11 protein-coding genes are annotated in these 15,983 nt (G+C 54.0%); 1 reads left to right on the forward strand and 10 read right to left on the reverse strand.

What is annotated here, in order from left to right:
- Window positions 1–14: 14 nt before the first annotated feature.
- From FOA19_RS02285 to FOA19_RS02330, 10 genes are all read right to left on the reverse strand, one after another.
- A complete protein-coding gene (locus tag FOA19_RS02285; protein WP_190300255.1) occupies window positions 15–938 on the reverse strand; it encodes a glycosyltransferase family 9 protein in 924 nt (307 codons plus the stop codon).
- A gap of 105 nt (window positions 939–1,043) precedes the next feature.
- Complete coding sequence (locus FOA19_RS02290; RefSeq protein ID WP_149089180.1) at window positions 1,044–1,928, reverse strand: glycosyl hydrolase; 885 nt, start codon at window positions 1,926–1,928, stop codon at window positions 1,044–1,046.
- Window positions 1,929–2,173: 245 nt separating this feature from the next.
- Window positions 2,174–2,971: an alpha/beta hydrolase gene (locus FOA19_RS02295; RefSeq protein ID WP_149089181.1), complete on the reverse strand. Its 798-nt coding sequence runs from the start codon at window positions 2,969–2,971 to the stop codon at window positions 2,174–2,176.
- Window positions 2,972–3,175: 204 nt separating this feature from the next.
- Window positions 3,176–5,497 (reverse strand): hypothetical protein, encoded by a 2,322-nt coding sequence (locus FOA19_RS02300; RefSeq protein ID WP_149089182.1) that lies wholly within the window; start codon window positions 5,495–5,497, stop codon window positions 3,176–3,178.
- Window positions 5,498–5,582: 85 nt separating this feature from the next.
- The gene (locus FOA19_RS02305; RefSeq protein WP_149089183.1) at window positions 5,583–6,647 is read right to left on the reverse strand and encodes a DUF4249 domain-containing protein; all 1,065 of its coding nucleotides are present in this window, start codon (window positions 6,645–6,647) and stop codon (window positions 5,583–5,585) included.
- A gap of 6 nt (window positions 6,648–6,653) precedes the next feature.
- Entirely contained in the window at window positions 6,654–9,356 is a 2,703-nt protein-coding gene (locus FOA19_RS02310) for a TonB-dependent receptor (RefSeq protein WP_149089184.1), read from the reverse strand.
- 137 nt (window positions 9,357–9,493) lie between these two features.
- Window positions 9,494–10,021, reverse strand: a complete 528-nt coding sequence (locus FOA19_RS02315) for a gamma carbonic anhydrase family protein (RefSeq protein ID WP_149089185.1) — start codon at window positions 10,019–10,021, stop codon at window positions 9,494–9,496.
- Between the two features lie 626 nt (window positions 10,022–10,647).
- Window positions 10,648–11,628 carry a radical SAM protein gene (locus FOA19_RS02320; protein WP_149089186.1) on the reverse strand — a complete coding sequence of 327 codons (981 nt, stop codon included), beginning with the start codon at window positions 11,626–11,628 and terminating at the stop codon, window positions 10,648–10,650.
- 138 nt (window positions 11,629–11,766) lie between these two features.
- Window positions 11,767–14,214 carry a TonB-dependent receptor gene (locus FOA19_RS02325; RefSeq protein ID WP_149089187.1) on the reverse strand — a complete coding sequence of 816 codons (2,448 nt, stop codon included), beginning with the start codon at window positions 14,212–14,214 and terminating at the stop codon, window positions 11,767–11,769.
- 210 nt (window positions 14,215–14,424) lie between these two features.
- Complete coding sequence (locus FOA19_RS02330; RefSeq protein WP_149089188.1) at window positions 14,425–15,129, reverse strand: endonuclease III domain-containing protein; 705 nt, start codon at window positions 15,127–15,129, stop codon at window positions 14,425–14,427.
- A gap of 102 nt (window positions 15,130–15,231) precedes the next feature.
- Here FOA19_RS02330 and FOA19_RS02335 point away from each other — a divergent pair, with 102 nt between their 5' ends.
- Window positions 15,232–15,951 carry an MBL fold metallo-hydrolase gene (locus FOA19_RS02335; protein WP_149089189.1) on the forward strand — a complete coding sequence of 240 codons (720 nt, stop codon included), beginning with the start codon at window positions 15,232–15,234 and terminating at the stop codon, window positions 15,949–15,951.
- Window positions 15,952–15,983: the final 32 nt, after the last annotated feature.

Here is a 15,983-nt window from a genome sequence, read left to right on the forward strand (position 1 = left end):
TCCTACTTTTCCACCTACGCTTCCTTTTTCAGCTTCTCCAGTTCCACCATTACCCGGCTGATCACGCCTGCCCAATCATCGGCGGTTTCTTGCCGGAAGAGGCACATGGAAGGGTACCAGGGGCTGTCTTCGCGGTCATCCATCCAGCGCCAATCGGCGTGGGCGTGCAGCAGGGTCCAGACGGGCACGTTGAGGGCACCAGCCAGGTGGGCGGGCATGGAGTCTACGGTAAGAAGCAGGTCTAATCCTTTGATGGCGCGTCCGTACTCATACAAGCTGAACTCACCTGGATGGATGCCGAAACCTTCCTGCCAACCGGCAGTAGCGGCATTCTCCTGCAAGATATAGAGGTTGATGCCCTGGACCTCGGCCAGCGGCCGCAGAAAGTCAAACGGAATGGACCGATGTGGATTCCAGTCGCCGGGTTTCCAGACCAAGCCCACGTTCAGTTTGCCCTTATCGCCGGGAAGCGGCAAGGGTTCTAGCTGGAGGTAGGGAATCTGGGAAGGAATGGTGTCCAGGGTGGTTCTGAAGATGTGCGTCAGTTCCATGACCTCCACGTCTACATCGTAGTCCACCTCGGGGGTGCCGTCATGCAGGGGCAAGAGCCGGTCAATGGTAGGAATGGTTTCCAGGAGCGGGATGAGCGGCGCCTGGGCCCACACAATCACTTCCTGGGCAATGGCTTTGATGAGCGGCGCGAACCGGATGAACTGGATGGTATCGCCCAGGCCGTGGTAGCAGCGCACCAGCACCCGTTTGCCTTGCAAAGAGGAGCCGTCCCAGACGTATTGGAAGTGACGGGGCCAGTGCCAGCAGGGTTTTCCGGCGCGTTCCTTCAACACGGCATCGCTGTGCTTCCAAGCTTCTTCAAACGTGCCCCGGCGCATGTTCAGCATCCAAACATCGGGGGTTTCTTCCTGGGTTTCCTGGCTCATAAAAAGAGGTGAAAGATTCTTGAAATGAAGCATCTCTGTTTAGGCCCACTTTTATAGAAAACGGGCGCTAAACAGAGATGCTTTATTGAATTCAGATAAAAGGGACTAAGCGTAACGCCGCATCATGAGGGAGCAGAAATCGGCGAACTCTTCAATGTGCTGGGGCGGACTGGTGTGGTGCGGCTGAATGCCTTTGTGCTCTGGGGTAAAGCAGAACGTGGCGGTCACGTCAAACTCATCCAGTTTCTTCATCACGTGGTCAAACCATTTCTCGGCATCGGGGCGCAGCCAATCGGCCCAGCTCAGGCCGGTGCGTAGCTTCTTCACGCCCAGGTTGCGGAGGTGCTGTACGGCATCGTCCAGGCGGTGGTCTTCAAAGTGGAACCATTGGCAGATCCCGAACTCAGGGGTGTAGTCTGAGAAGTGCTTGTGAGCCATTTTGGGAGTACCGTCTTCCTTGAGCAGGCCCATGTGGAAGTGGCGGTAGTACGAAGAACCTTCGGCCTCGCGGTGACGGGTGGTGGCTTCCCAGGCCTGCGGCAGGTCATAGAGGCTGTACCAGAAAGCGCGGTCCACGCGGCCCATCAGCAGCTCGGCGGTGCGGCGCAAGCCGAACTCCTGCACTTCCTCGGCCCCAAAGGACGAAATCCCCACTTCGGTCACCCACACAGGCAGGTTGGTCACGGCTTCAATCTCGGCGATTTTATCGGGCCACTCGTTGATGCTCCAGAGGTTCCAATCCAGCGGGAACCCGTGCACGGCCACGGCGTCCAGGTCTTCCAGCGTGCCGTGGCGTTCCAGGGTCTTGATGAAATGCGGGTCAATGGGCGAGATGCCGCCTAACACGCGGGTAATCTCTGGTTTCTCGGCTTTCACGGCTTTGGCGGCCAGTCTCACCATTTCCCCGAATATCTTCCATTCGGGGTCAATCTCGTACGCCCAGTGTGATTTGTTGTTTGGTTCGTTCCAGAATTTAACTGCTTCTATCATATTTTCTTTTTAGAAATCTTGTGGTCGGCCCAGAGGCCGAAGGTTGGGAAGCCGAAAGCGGCGGGCATAATGGTTTCTGGTTTTCTGCTGATTTGTTTTTTCTGTGCCCAAAACGGCAGGATGAACAAACCAGCATCAACATTCCTCGCCTGAATCATTGCCTAGTACGCACCAAGCCGGCAGCCGTTACAGAACATTAGAAAATTTAAATATTCATGGTGCCGGAAAACAACCCACATGGGATATTACCGGAGGATTCTTTGCAGCTCAGCGAGGTACGCAGGGTTGGTGGTCATGCCGTTGTGCCCCTGCCCTTTCAGGGTCACCAGGGTGTCTCCTTCCTTCAGCAATGGCCGCAGTTTCAAAGAAGAACCATAGTAGATGATCTCATCCTGCTCGCCGTGGAAAAGGACAACCGGCATTTTACAATTGGGCAAGAACCTGTAGGTCTCAAATTTATACTTAAGGATGAACGTGGGGATGATGGGGTAAAAATGCCGCATCATATCCGCGAGGCTATAGTAAGGGGCCTGCAGGATTAACATGCGCGGGCTGTTCTCTGCCGCTATCTTAGCCGCAGCCCCCGTCCCGATGGAATAGCCCAGCACGACAATGGCACTCTCTGGGTAACGGGTTTTCAGGACATCGTAGGCGGCTTGCACATCCTGGTAGAACTGTTTCTGGCTTTTGATTTTGCCTCTGCTTTTGCCGTATCCCCGGTAATCCAGCATGAAAACGTCATACCCTAAAGCGTTGTACACCTGTGACACGTCTCCCCAGGAATCCAGCGAACCGGCGTTGCCGTGCAAGTAGAACACCACGCCCTTGGGATTCTCTACTTTGAACAGCAGTGCGTGGAGCAGAACGTTATCAGGGGTTTTTACGCTAATTTCCTCAAAAGGACCGTTAAACCTGAACCGGTGGTCTGGGCCCAGTTTCTCGGGGAAGAAGATCAGGTTCTCCTGGAAGAAATACAGCAGCCCGCAGATGGCCACGTACAACAGGGCCACTATTTTTAGGATGGATATCAGCATCGGTTTCATGGGTTCAGGAGACCACAAAAGGACAATACGTTTCTGCCGGTGGGTTGGCTATGGGGAATTACCCTCAAGCAAAGCCGTAAAAGAAATCAGGCAAGACCAGGAGAATGCCTGACCTTGCCTGATGTATACTCTAGTGGACGGTTTCTTCACCTCCATCAAGCTTAATCTAAGTTTTACTACGGAGGTGGCAAAACGTCTCCTACGCTACAGGTTTGGGGTGATAGAGAACCGCAGGTTTTGGGTGCCCAGAAACCCGTTTTTGGTGTACGCCTCCACTTCTACCTCAAACTCACCGATGTCATCTGAGGTGTAGAAACTGATGGTTCCCTGCCCTTTGGCATCTGTGGCAACAGAGGGTGCCCAGAACAGCATGCTCCTTAAATCGGGCGCCGGCGAAGGGGTGTTGTATTCATAGGAAGGCGTCTTGAAAGCGTGCAAAGGAGCCATTCCGGCCCAGGCCAGAGTCTGGTTGTTCTGGAATTCTCTGGGGCTGGGATGCGGGGCATTGGTGGTGATGGACAGCACCCCGTGGCGCGCTATCATGCCTAGGTTTCTGAGTTTACGCTGGGCATAGAATAGATCTATCTTCTTGATGGCCGTGCCAGGCAATTGCAGGATCCAATCATTGTTCAAGGTAGGCACCCCATCCAGGAAATACAGCGGATGCTCTTTGTAGCGGGCTCCGCTCCTCTCGGGAGAGAAAATCCGGATGCTGCGTCCTTTGTCATTCTCTACCACACTGGCCAGCGGAATGGTTTCTTTTATCACCTCGGCCAGGTCTTTGAAGGTCACATACTGGCTCATGTCAAAAGACTGGTCTGGCGTACCCAACTCTTCCAGTAAGGCGTCGGTGCTATCTTTTTCCTGGGCAATGCCTCCCTTCACCCCGAAAAGTGCCGTGGCTTGTTTGCGCAGGGCGGTCTGTCTCAAGTACTGAGCCTCGGGCTCTGTTAACACCAATGGCAAGACCGGCGTCTTTGCAAAGGAAGGCAGGTTGGTCCACACCAGGTTGGCGTCTTTGACCCTTTCCCCGGAGCGCAGCACCTCAAACGTAAATTGGTCTGGGCTCACGAAATCAGGCGACTGAAACACAAAGTTGCCATCTGGCCCGGGTGTCTGAAGCATGGGCTCGGTGCTACCCCGGCCAAACATCAGCAAGGTGGTAGTAGGCACCGGGGCGCCTTTGTCATCCACTACTTTCCCCGCAATGGATAAGGTGAGCGCGGTATCTGGCTGCGCCTGCTGCGCTGGACCAGCCACAAAGTTGCGAAACGGCGTTTGGGCCAGCAGTGCACCCTCTAGGGTAGAATCAACTGCTGGCGCCAGGGCTTTTGTTAACCCCTGCCGGGGCGCCACACCTTGAAAGATTTCCCGCTCCAAAGAGGAAGCATACAGTTCCTGTGACTGTGCACGAGGGCGCACCGCAAAAGCCAGGGAAGCGTCTACCGGTTTACCAGCTGCATCTGTCACCAAAGCGGTCACGCGCACGGGCTCGCGGCGGCCATACCGTATTCTGTCTGTTTTCAGTTGGATGCGCAGCTGTCTGGGGTGTTGTACCAGAACAAACCGCTGGGCCTCTACCTGCCCATCTGCGTTGGCCACGGTGAAGGTTAATAATCCGGCAGGTAGTCTATGCACTGGAATCATGATCTCAGCGCCTTCTGCGCGGTTCAGTTTTTCTTCCGCTGTCAGAACCGTTTTGCCCTCGGCAAGCACTTTGACCTGCACCCGTTTATCGCCTCTTTTTTGAATCCAGGTCGAATTCGGGAGCAGTCTTACGTGCAGCGCACTATCGGTTTGGGGCTGCATCCGAAGGCTTATGCCTTGGGCTTCTACCGCCGGGAATTTGCTTTCTCTTAGTACGGCCGTGGTGTTTCTGTTTTCCAGCACCATCTGGTACTGCTGGCCCTCCTGCGGGGTAAACTGCACCAGGGCCACTCCTTCCTGGTTTGTCTGGAATACCGTTGCGGCTCCCGCAGCACCCATGATCCGGCCTTTGGTGGCTACGCCGTTGCCTTCCTGGTTTGTGGCTTTGATAGCCAGCCGGTTTTCTACCTGTGCTACCAGTTTACCACCCTCGGGGAAGGCCTGCAAGTTCACGGCGGTTGGTTTATTCAAAGACTCTGGATCAACTTTGGCTTTGGCAGTGGCTGGGCCCAGAACCCTTAATCTGGTCTGAAAAGCGTCTTTCTTGCCGCCTGGTATCATCGCCGGAGTGTAAGCTATAACCGCATACTGGCCGCGTGACAGGGTATCTGGCAAGACAAAGCTTCCGGTGGCCATCCCCTGCGTGATGGGGAACCGGAGGTGCTGGGTAGTGCCCGGAACTGTCGTTTTAAACTCGATTTCCAGAATCTGGCTCTGAAACGTGGGTTGCAGGGAGGCAGCCGCGAAAACGTAGGCTTTGAACCTGACGGTGTCGCCGCTGGCGTAGTAGGGCTGGGAAAAGCGCACGTGGACCTGCTCCTCACCTTCTCTTTGGGCCAATATTCCTTTCCAGGAACCAGACCGCCAAGTAAAGGCCATTAACGGGAGCAGAAGTAACAGGAACAATAGTGCTGGTTTAGATCTTTCCAGACACTTTCTAAGGGTAATGCTTGGGCTCATACTTTTACCAGAATGGGGGGCGAATGGTAGTACTGTACTTCATGGTGAGGCAATCATCGGGGTACTTCAAAAGCGGCGGTACCACCGGCACCTCAGACCGATTGATGAAGATGGCATTTCTGGTAACCGCTGAAGCCCCGAAAAACCCATACACCGTTTCATCTGGATCAGTGGTGCTGGACAGGTTGCCTCTGGGGTTGGCCGGAGGCGGATCTAACACAGAACCGGTGTTGCGGGTCTGGGTGATGAAAACCCGCCAGAAATCATAGGCCTCAGGAGAAACCGAGTATTGGGTCACCTCCAGATGATACCGCACATTGATGTTCTCGGCTGTCAAAGGCAGGTACCCAATGATCTGGCGGTAACGGTTGCCGTCAAACAAGCGGTCTTCGCCCACTTCGGTGACCTTGGTGGTATCATAGATGTAACAGGTCTTGCAGCAGGGTTTGGGCATTGGGATAGGGCCGCTGCCCAGCGGAGGCCAGTACTCATAGTCCCAGGGCTGGGTGGAAACCTCGAAAATTCCCCGCCACTCCCATCGGTAGTAATTTCTCTCCCGAGCAGGGTCGGTTACATCCACCGAGACCTCGTAGCGGTAATTGGGCGTGTCTTCCCCCTCTTTCACGGGCACTTTCTGGAATTGCAATTGGATGTTTTCTACCGGAGGGCTGGCGGTGAGCAACTGCGCGGTGGAGGTATAGGCCCGGCCGTCTTTGAGCTTCACATGCAGGGTATATGCTTCACCTACCTTCCCCCGCATGCCGCTGGGCGAGGTCTTGAAGATGCCCAATCCGTGCTCCATCAAGATTTCCCGTTCGCCGGCACTGCTGCTTATTTCTACCTGGGCTCTTTCCAGTTCCTCATCCTTCAGCCCGGTGGGTCTTCCGTAGGGCGAGGTCATGGAGAGTTTCACGGTGTAAGGCCCAGGTTCATTTGTCACCAAGCCCTCTACCACCAGGCTCCTCACGTTGGCGGGCAGTTTTAAGTCAACGGGTTCTACGCAGGAGAAAAGCACGAGCGATAGAAGCCAGAGAAAGCTGTATTTCAAACCAATTTTATACGTTGCCATGGGGGACTAGAATTTGAAGTCATACGTAATGGAAGGCAGGGGCACCCCCACCACGGAGAGCTTGTACCCTTGGGGCGGGGCGCCCACATCGCGCCGGAAGAAGACCGAGTAGGCATTCTGGCGACCGTACACATTGTACACCGACACGCTCCAGCGGCCCTCCCATTTTTTATCTTTCCGGTGATTGGGCTCTATGCTCATGGACAGGTCCAGGCGGTGGTAGTCTGGGATGCGGGCCTGGTTGCGGTCTCCGTATACCGGCACCTCTACCCCCCCAACCATGTACAGCCCAATGGGGGCCGTGGTAGGCCTACCGGAGCTATAGATGAAGTTAGAGGTAAACGCCAGCCGTTTGGTTAACTGGTAAGCGGCCACGATAGAAACGGTGTGCGGCTTGTCATAATTGGTAGGGTAAAAAGCCCCTTTGTTCACCTGCTCCTCGGGGAAGGTCCCGTTCACCTGAATCTCTGATCTGGAATAGGTATAGCTGGCCCATCCGGTTAAATCGCCCTGCTTTTTCGCAAGTTGCACCTCCACGCCGTAGGTGCGGCCTTTACCTGGCAATAAATCAGCTTCAATGGTAGGGTTCAGCCAAAGCTCCGCGCCTTCTTTGTAGTCCAGCTGGTTCTGGATGCGCTTGTAATAAGGCTCTACTGAGAATTCAATGGAATTGCCCGAGAAGTTGTGGAAGTACCCAATAGACCACTGGTCGGCTACCTGCGGTTTCAGGTGCGTGTTACTCGTTTGCCAGAAATCAATGGGTGCAACCGCCATCGCGCCTGAGATCAGGTGCAGGTACTGCCGCATGCGCTGGTAACCTGCCTTAATGGAATTGACCTCTGTGATGCTGTATTTCACCGAGACGCGGGGTTCCAGGCCATGGTAGAACGCAATTCCTTCCCCAGACCCGTAAGACAGCGTATCTGTGATGGTACGTTCCTGTTTGGGCTGACCCGGCGCATACACATACACCGGCCCTGGCCCGCGGTTCTGGTAAAAAGAATACCTTAGCCCCAGCATAACCGTCCACTGCGGGGTGATGGTGTATTCATCACTGGCGAAGATGCCGCCTTCTATGGCCTGGTTCTGGGTGAGGGTAATGGGGTTCACGCCGGAGTTGGCTGAGGCCGGTTCCAGTTTGCCCGGCTGGAAGGTATGGTAACTTCCTTCCGCGCCAAACCCCAGCTGGTGCTGGCGGGCATCGTAGTTTCCTTCGGCTTTTATGCTCGCTGACCAGATGCCGTTGCTGAACTTGGAGGCATTGGTAGAGTCCTGGTCCTGGATACCGAACCGGTATTTACTGAACACCCCGCTCAAAGAACCTACCAACTGCTCGCTGAAGGAGTGGGTGTGTTTCAACGAAGCGCCTATGTTCTGCCAGGAGTAGATACTGTCTTGGGTGAACCCGAAGGAGTCATGGCTCAGGTAACTGTTGAAACTGGTTTTATCTTTGGGACTGAAGATATGAGTCACGTTGGCGTTGCCGTCATAGAAAGCCGCGTGGGTCTGGCTTAGCTGTTTGTCTTTGAGGCTATGCAGCACCCAGTTGGGGTAAGAAGCCCGGCCCGCCACCAGGAAAGTAGTCTTTGGGGAAAACAACGGACCTTCCAGGGCCAGACGGCTGGTGATAGGCCCCACCCCTCCGTTCCCCTTGAGTTTAGTGTTCTGGCCCTCCTTTTGCTGCACCTCCAGCACCGAGGATAACCGCCCGCCGTATTTGGGGGGAATCCCGCCCCGGTAAAAGGTAAGGTCCTTGACCACATCTGGGTTGAAGACCGAAAAGAAGCCGAAAAGATGCGACGGGTTATAGATGGGAATTTGGCCCATGAGCAAAAGGTTCTGGTCAGAGCCGCCGCCCCTAACGTTGAAACCCGCCGAGCCCTCGCCCACCGAACTAACGCCGGGCAGCAGCAGTACACTCTTTACCACGTCTACCTCGCCCATGAATGTGGGCATTTTCCTGATCACGCCAATGTTGAGTTTGTTCATGCCCAACTGCGCGCTGTTCACGTTGCGGTCATTCATGCCATCGGCGCGCACTTCCACCTCATTCAGGGCCACCACCGATTGGTAGAGCTGCAGGTTCAGGGTTCCGGCGGCATACAGGCCCACCTGCCTTTCCTCGGGTAATAACTCAATGGATTTGTACGATACCAGGTGCTCGCCCATGGGCAGCAGAAGCCGGTACTCGCCATTAGCATCGGTTTGGTCGCCAATGGCCAAAGACGGCACAGAAACGGTAGCACCCACCACCGGTTCACCGGTTTTGGCACTGGTGACCTTCCCGCGTAGAACCACCTTCTTATCTTCCTGGGCGTTTTTTGGCAACCCGAAGAGCAGTCGGTTCAGGGGTTTGCCTTCATTGTCTTTGTAGACGATGGCCGGATGGTGGGCCGCCGACGGAAACAGCATCACCGCATAGTTATGGTACCAGGCGGCCTCCAGGTCTGTGTTTTCCAGCAAGGCCTCCACCACGGCGGTCACTTTCTCGCGCTCAAAGCTCTGGGTCACCTTCAAGTTGGTCACCCACTCTGGCTTAAAGTAAAACCTGACCGGGGTTTTGGCCTGTATTTCTTCCAGAACCTGGGTGAGCGGGGCTTGTTTGTAACTACCCGTGAAAAGGATTTCTGTTGGAACCTGGGCATAGCCACCCAGGGAAAAAAGAAAAATCAGCACGAAGAGCCAGCAACGGCGGGGGAGAATGATCATAGGTTAGGGGCAAGCTTGAGGGAAACTCCAATACGGGAACAATTTATATATTCAAAACGGTATATACATGTTAATTTTCACCTGAACTCATATACATTTACAGGCCGCCAGAAGCAGAACGCTTACCCCGTACCGGGTTATTGCTTCTCCTCCCCTTCCTGGAACCAACTGGCGTACAGCACATAGTTGTCAGCAGTTTGGGCCATGCCCGAGATTTGTTCCTGGGTAAGTGCTTTCACTTTCTTGGCGGGCACCCCGGCGTAGATGAAGCCCCCCTCACAGATGGATTTCTCCAGCACTACCGCACCCGCGGCGATAATGGTGTGCTCCTGCACCAAGGCATTGTCCATGACAATGGCTCCCATGCCAATGAGCACGTTGTCTTCAATGGTGCAGCCGTGCACAATGGCGTTGTGCCCAACGCTCACATTGCTGCCTATGAAAGTACCGGTCTTTTTGTAAGTACAGTGAATGACGGCGCCGTCCTGTATGTTGGTCTTGTTCCCGATGCGGATCTGGTTTACATCGCCGCGTACTACGGCGTTGAACCAAACGGTGCACTGGTCACCCAATACCACATCTCCCGCAATGGTGGCGTTGGGAGCCACAAAGCAATTTTCCCCTATAGTTGGGTGAACCCCTTTAACAGGTAAAATGTAGGACATATTCTAAGTTTAAGTGGAAGAAAAGCTGAATATCCCCCTAAACATACAGGATAAAAACATCATTTTCTGATAAACCAGACCATACCTGAGAAGAATGCAACGGCTTTTCAGGCACAGCTTTGTTCATACACCCATTAGTCCTTTCTTGAGAAACCACCCCATCCTCTGACCTTTAGAAAGTTACGACTGTTCGTTCTTTGGCATTGATTATAAGAATTTGTGTCCAAAACCGCAGCCGCTTGTATTCTGGCAAATTCGCCTGTCCTGCCTTTCCAGAGCAATCCGCTTTAAGGCGAAGTATTCTGGTAAATCCCTCTTTTTAAATAATGCGATCATCATTACAGGCCGTAAGACGCAACGCCATTCCTTATTATATCATAGAGTGAACGCCAGCAGTCTATCCCCAACAGGAACCTAAAAGCCAGAAAAAAGGCAAAAAAGTATCCGGCAAGGGGTAGCCACGCTTTTTATAGGACAGATGAACGGCAAATCACCCCTACTTACTGCTGCAGATTATTGAATATTTTTGAAAAAGAGCCTCAAAACAGAGCAAAGGGAAGAATACTCTGGGTGAAGCACGGAGATGAAATAAGCCCTTTTTCAGGAAAATAGACCGAAAACGGGATTTAGGAAAGCATGCGTTTCCAGGTGCCTTTCCGGAGGCTGTATTTAAGGGTGCTGGGCAGGGCTTTCCACCAGTAGCTGTTCATCTCCACCGCAAAACTAGGTTGCATGTAGCAGTTGATGGTGCAGCCTTCGCAGGCGGGCAGCCGTCCTTCCAGAGCAATGAGTTTCTTTACCTCGGGGGAGTTGTACAGCTCGTACAGGTTTCCTTGCACCGGGAACTTCTGCGCACCCAGGTGATAGCACGGTAAAACCAACTCGTTTTCCGGGGAAATAACCAGCGTAGAGGAGGCGGCTTTGCAGATGGGTTTGTCTATGTGGTTGCCGCCGTCTTTGCGCAACTGCACAAAAGCCTCATTCAAGTACACCCACTTCTTTTTGCTGAACGCCGATAAGTAATTCAGTTCCTCGGCAGAAAGCTGGTCGCCGGTCTCTACCTGGTTGTACTCAAAGGCGGGATTCAGGAGGAGCATGAGCTTGTTGGGCAGGCAAATCTCTTCGTACACCCGCTCCATCTGGTCCAGGTTGTGCTTGAAAACAGTGAACAGGATATCGGGGCGTTCGCCCAGGCTCTTGGCTATTTCAATGGATTGCAGCACAAAATCAAAACAGGCCACGCCGCGGCCGGTGTCATGCTCGGTCTTGTCTGCGGAGTCCAGGGAGAAGTGCAGCATGTCTACCTTGCCTTTGAGGCGCTCGGCCCACTTGGGGTACAAGAGTCCGTTAGTGGTAAGGGTGGTGATGAACCCCATGCTTTGGGCCACCTCCAGAAACTGGTCTATCTGCCGGTGCAGCAAGGGCTCGCCGCCGGTGAAGTCAATGACGTTCACGCCCAGTTTCTTCAGGTCAGCCAGATTTCTCTTAACATCCTCTAGTTGAATATAGGGGGATGGCTTTTCCCAGATGTCACAGAAAGAGCATTTGGCGTTACACCGGTAGGTAACGTAGTAATTGCACAGGACGGGATGGGAAATTAAACGCATATTCTGTTAAACGGCTACCTTAGCACCTGCAAGGTACGCATTGCTGATGGAATTAAAACCAGTGGCGCCCCAAGCCCGAGTTTTCTGGCAAGAACGTTTCTGAGCCGTTTTCCGGAAACCGAGTTAAAAATGGGACACTTAGAACTCCAGCACAAACCCCACCGACGGCAGAAAAGTTACGTCATCCTCCGCTAAGATAAGCGGAATGGCATTGGCGCCGTTTGCCTGGAGCGGCTGACCATCTGTGGTAGCGAAGCCCGTGTTCTCTGCGTTGCGCTGGAACGTGTATTGCGGCAAAGAGGGGCCTTTGAACCGGAAGATGTTCTGGATATCTACGTATACATCCAAGGTGGTGCGTTTGTAGTTCCATTTCTTGTCCAGGCGCACATCCAGCTGCTGAAAGGAGCGTAGCCGAAGCGTGTTCAGGCGGTCATAATCCAGCAGGCCGGTACCCAAAGAGGCGTAGTTCTGCTGTGAGGCTTCCAAGTCAAAGGGCGTGTAAGGAGAGCCTCCGGCGAAGCGATATTTCGCGCCCAATTCCCAGTTCTTGCCAAACTGCCAGCCCAGCAGCCCTGAAACTAAATGTCTATTATCCCACGCTGAGGCAATGTACGTTTCCTTGTTCAGCCCGGTGAACTCACTCCGAACCAGGGTATAGGAAACGGAGCCGTACAAGCCGCGGGTGAGCTTCTGCTGGAAAAAGAACTCGGCTCCGTAGGCGCGTCCCTTGCCCACGCTGGCCACTGCCTCATTCCCAATCGCCCCGAACTCAATGCCTTGGTTCGCCAGGGAAACGCCGTCGCGCAAAGAAACCGGGTAATTGGCGTAGCGTTTGTAGAAACCTTCCACGGTAAGGCGGTTAGCGATGGTGGGCAAAAACTCCACGCCGGCCACGTAATGCGTGGCTTTGAGGTAGTCGCTGTTTCTATTCGCGTAAGCACCGTTGGCCTCTTTGTAGCCCAGCACCGTGTAGATAGGGAGACGGTAATAGGTCCCCACCGAGGCGTTCAGTTTCCAGCGCTCGGCCAGGGCATACGATGCTGACCCGCGGGGCGACAGCGTCTCCAGCGGGTTATTTCCACCAGAGGTGAACGAGTTCATATCGGTGCGCAGGCCCAGAGAAAGGCTCAGTTTATCCTGCCAAAAACTTTTAGACGCTTGCCCACACAACCCATAGCGGAAGAAATCTAAATCAGTATTAAAATCCAGGACCACGCGGGGCTGCACCACATTGCCGTTTGGGTCGCGCACCTCCTGCCGAATTTGGCTGAAGAAGGCATTCTCAAAGCCCACGTACTGCCCAATGGCACCGTACGAAAACTTCCAACCGCCCACAAATTTGTTCACGTCTATCCGCAGCTTATTTTCTTTTTCCTGCGACCGCGCTTTGAGTACCCTGCGGGCCTCATTCCCGTACTGCGCGTCCTCAAAGCGGTCCAGGCGGTTCTCAAATACGTTCCGGCTCAAAGACACCTGCACAAAACCGTTCTCAAGCGAGCGTTTCAAACTAGCTCCCACTGTGTAGTTCCATTGGTTAATGAGCGGGTTAGACCGCAGCGCGTATTCTTTCTCAGGCGAAGTCTCTTTGGGCACCGCAAAACTGAACTCGTCAATAGCACCAATACCCAGGGCTGTCAACGTGGTTTTGGAGTCTAGCTGGTGCGTGACTTTGTACTGGAAATCCCAGTAGTTAGGCCTGATGGGCAAATCTATGGCTTTGAACAGCAACTGAAGGTAAGAACGGCGTGCTGAGGCCAGGAACGTGGTCTTAGGCGCGAGCGGACCTTCCAAGGTACCGGCCAGCTCAGTGGCACTCAGGCGCACGTTGCCCTGCAAGCGGTATGGGTTGCCGTCGCGCTGCTTGAATTGGAACACGCTGGATAGCGCATTGTCATAGCGGGCGTCAAAGGCGCTGGTGCTCAGGGTCACGTCTTCAATGAACGAGACGTTTAAGATGCCCTGCGGACCGCCGCTGCTGCCCTGCGTAGAGAAATGGTTGATCACCGGAATCTCAATGCCGTCCAGAAAAAAAACGTTCTCGCCGGGTCCGCCGCCCCTGATCACAATATCGTTCCGGAAGCCCGCGCCCGTGCTGCCCGCCCCGGCCACGCCCGGCAGCGTCTGAATCACGCGAGAAATATCAAAGTTTCCACCCGGATTGCTTTTGATTTCCTCGCTGCTCAGACTCTGAATAGACAGCGGCGTCTCCAGCGTAGCAGCCCTGATGGACCGATCTGCCGTAATGTTTACCTCCTGCAACTTGTTTTGGCTAGGCGAAATCTCTAAGTTGAGCGTAAGGGCGTTGCCCGAGGTCACCGGCACGTTATACCTTGTCACAGGCTCATAGCCCAGGGAAGAAGCTTTGAGGTTATAGTTGCCCGTGGGAATATTCTCTAACCGGTAGCGGCCCTGCGCATCGGTGGCGACGGCAAGCGTGGTTTCCTCCAAAGCCACTGTAGCGCCAATCACAGGTTCCTGCGTGTTTCTATCGCGCACCACGCCGGTGATTCTACCGGTGTTTTGGGCCTGTGCCTGAAAAACAAGGAATAAGGAAATCAGGGAAAGGAGCGCGTAAAATCTAACCATGGAAATGTGGAGGGAGAGTGGTTTTAGAAGGCAAACCAAAACGCTGGGTAAATGTTTGCACCGGGTTTACAGGCTAAAAATAGCAGAGCACACTTCTGCAATCCTTTTTACCTTCTTTTCAAAAATCAGCCTTTAAATCCATTAGACCCCAAAGAAGCAGATTCAGCCACCTCCGTCTTTTCCTGCCCTGAAGACAGACACAAGACCTCCTCACCCAAGCCCTTTCAGGCGCACCTCATGATAGTAGTTGCAGAAGTCTCGTAGCACGCATACCTCGCATTTGGGCGCGCGCCAGGTACAGATTTTCTGCCCGTGCTTGAGCATGTGCCGATGCAGGTTGTAGAGCACCAGCGCATCTTTGGGCAGCAGGTCCAGCAAAATCTGGTGAGCTTTGTCATGGGTGACCTTGGCGCCAATGAGCCCTACCCGCTGGCTGATGCGGTGCACGTGCGTGTCTACCGGAAACACCGGCTTATGGAAATTAAACAAAAGCACCAGGGTGGCGGTTTTAAGCCCGACCCCAGGTAAGGACATCAGCCAGGCCATGGCCTCGGGCACGTCCAGGTCATGGAGAAAGTCAAGGGAAAAATCTGGGTGGTCCTGTTGGATGAGGCGCAGGGCTTTCTGGATGTTCACCGCTTTGGCCCCCGGGAACTCAGAAGGGGCCAGGGCCTGGGTGAGTTCCTCTACCGGCGCGTCTATCACCTGCTGCCAGGAAGGGAATTTCTCCAGCATCTGAGCATAGGCCTTCTCTTCGTTAGCATGGGTAGTGCGGTGCGAAAGCATGGTGGAAATGAGCTCCCGCATGGGATCGCGGCGCGGATGCCCGGAAAGATGACCGAAAACTTCATTCAGCCGTATATGAACTTGCCATATCTTTTCAGCAGGAGAAAGTTGCTGATATGCTTCAGCCATAGTCTTTTATTTTCTCCTCTAAACGGTCCCCCGGTGGTAAGGTTTGCGTGCATTACTCCTACCAATCTGAGTACAAATGCGTTTTTTTGAAGACAAACGACTATGAAATTCACCTTCTTAGGGACAGGCGGAGCTTTTGACGTGGCCTACGGCAACTCTGCGGCAATTGTGGAATTCAAGGGGCACTCCATTCTGCTGGACTGCGGCTTTACCGTTTACCCCACCCTGCGGCAGCACCAGCTCACCCGCAGCATGGAATACATTCTGCTCACGCACCTGCACAATGACCATACGGGTAGCCTGGCCAACATTCTGCTGCACTGCCACTACTTCAACGCCAACTGCCGGCCCTCTATCCTCTACCCCGATGATGATTTCCGGGATGAGATCTATGAGTTCTTGCGCCTCCAGGTGCAGAAGCCAGAGCTGTACGTAGACTTTATCCCAGTCTCTGAGCTGCCAGGAATCACTGCCCTGGACACCTATGGCCTGCACGCCGAGAAGCTGCAATCGTACGCCTACATTTTTGAGGAAAACGGGGAACGGATGGTGTATTCCGGAGACCTAGGCCAACCCGAGTCACTGTTTGCTTTTCTGCGGGGCTTGGTACCCAAGGCCACCACGGTTTTCCATGACGTTACTTTCTCAGAGGAGAACACCGCCCATACCCATTACAAAAAACTGATTCAGTATACCCAGGATTACCACATCTACGGCTACCACTGTGACCCCACCCAGAACCCGGAAGACAACCCGCTGCCCCTGGTGTACAACCGGCCGGAGCTGCTGCTGTCTTCCCGCCTGGAGGAAGCGGTGAATTAACCCTTTGACCACAAACCCATCACCCAGCAGAA

It is taken from the genome of Rufibacter hautae (assembly GCF_008271695.1).
Lineage (GTDB): Bacteria > Bacteroidota > Bacteroidia > Cytophagales > Hymenobacteraceae > Nibribacter > Nibribacter hautae.

Bases quoted from the DNA above. Each gene is read 5' to 3' on its own strand.
- FOA19_RS02285 (WP_190300255.1), bottom strand. From the start codon at position 938: ATGAGCCAGGAAACCCAGGAAGAAACCCCCGATGTTTGGATGCTGAAC.
- FOA19_RS02290 (WP_149089180.1), bottom strand. From the start codon at position 1,928: ATGATAGAAGCAGTTAAATTCTGGAACGAACCAAACAACAAATCACAC.
- FOA19_RS02295 (WP_149089181.1), bottom strand. From the start codon at position 2,971: ATGAAACCGATGCTGATATCCATCCTAAAAATAGTGGCCCTGTTGTAC.
- FOA19_RS02300 (WP_149089182.1), bottom strand. From the start codon at position 5,497: ATGGCCTTTACTTGGCGGTCTGGTTCCTGGAAAGGAATATTGGCCCAA.
- FOA19_RS02305 (WP_149089183.1), bottom strand. From the start codon at position 6,647: ATGGCAACGTATAAAATTGGTTTGAAATACAGCTTTCTCTGGCTTCTA.
- FOA19_RS02310 (WP_149089184.1), bottom strand. From the start codon at position 9,356: ATGATCATTCTCCCCCGCCGTTGCTGGCTCTTCGTGCTGATTTTTCTT.
- FOA19_RS02315 (WP_149089185.1), bottom strand. From the start codon at position 10,021: ATGTCCTACATTTTACCTGTTAAAGGGGTTCACCCAACTATAGGGGAA.
- FOA19_RS02320 (WP_149089186.1), bottom strand. From the start codon at position 11,628: ATGCGTTTAATTTCCCATCCCGTCCTGTGCAATTACTACGTTACCTAC.
- FOA19_RS02325 (WP_149089187.1), bottom strand. From the start codon at position 14,214: ATGGTTAGATTTTACGCGCTCCTTTCCCTGATTTCCTTATTCCTTGTT.
- FOA19_RS02330 (WP_149089188.1), bottom strand. From the start codon at position 15,129: ATGGCTGAAGCATATCAGCAACTTTCTCCTGCTGAAAAGATATGGCAA.
- FOA19_RS02335 (WP_149089189.1), top strand. From the start codon at position 15,232: ATGAAATTCACCTTCTTAGGGACAGGCGGAGCTTTTGACGTGGCCTAC.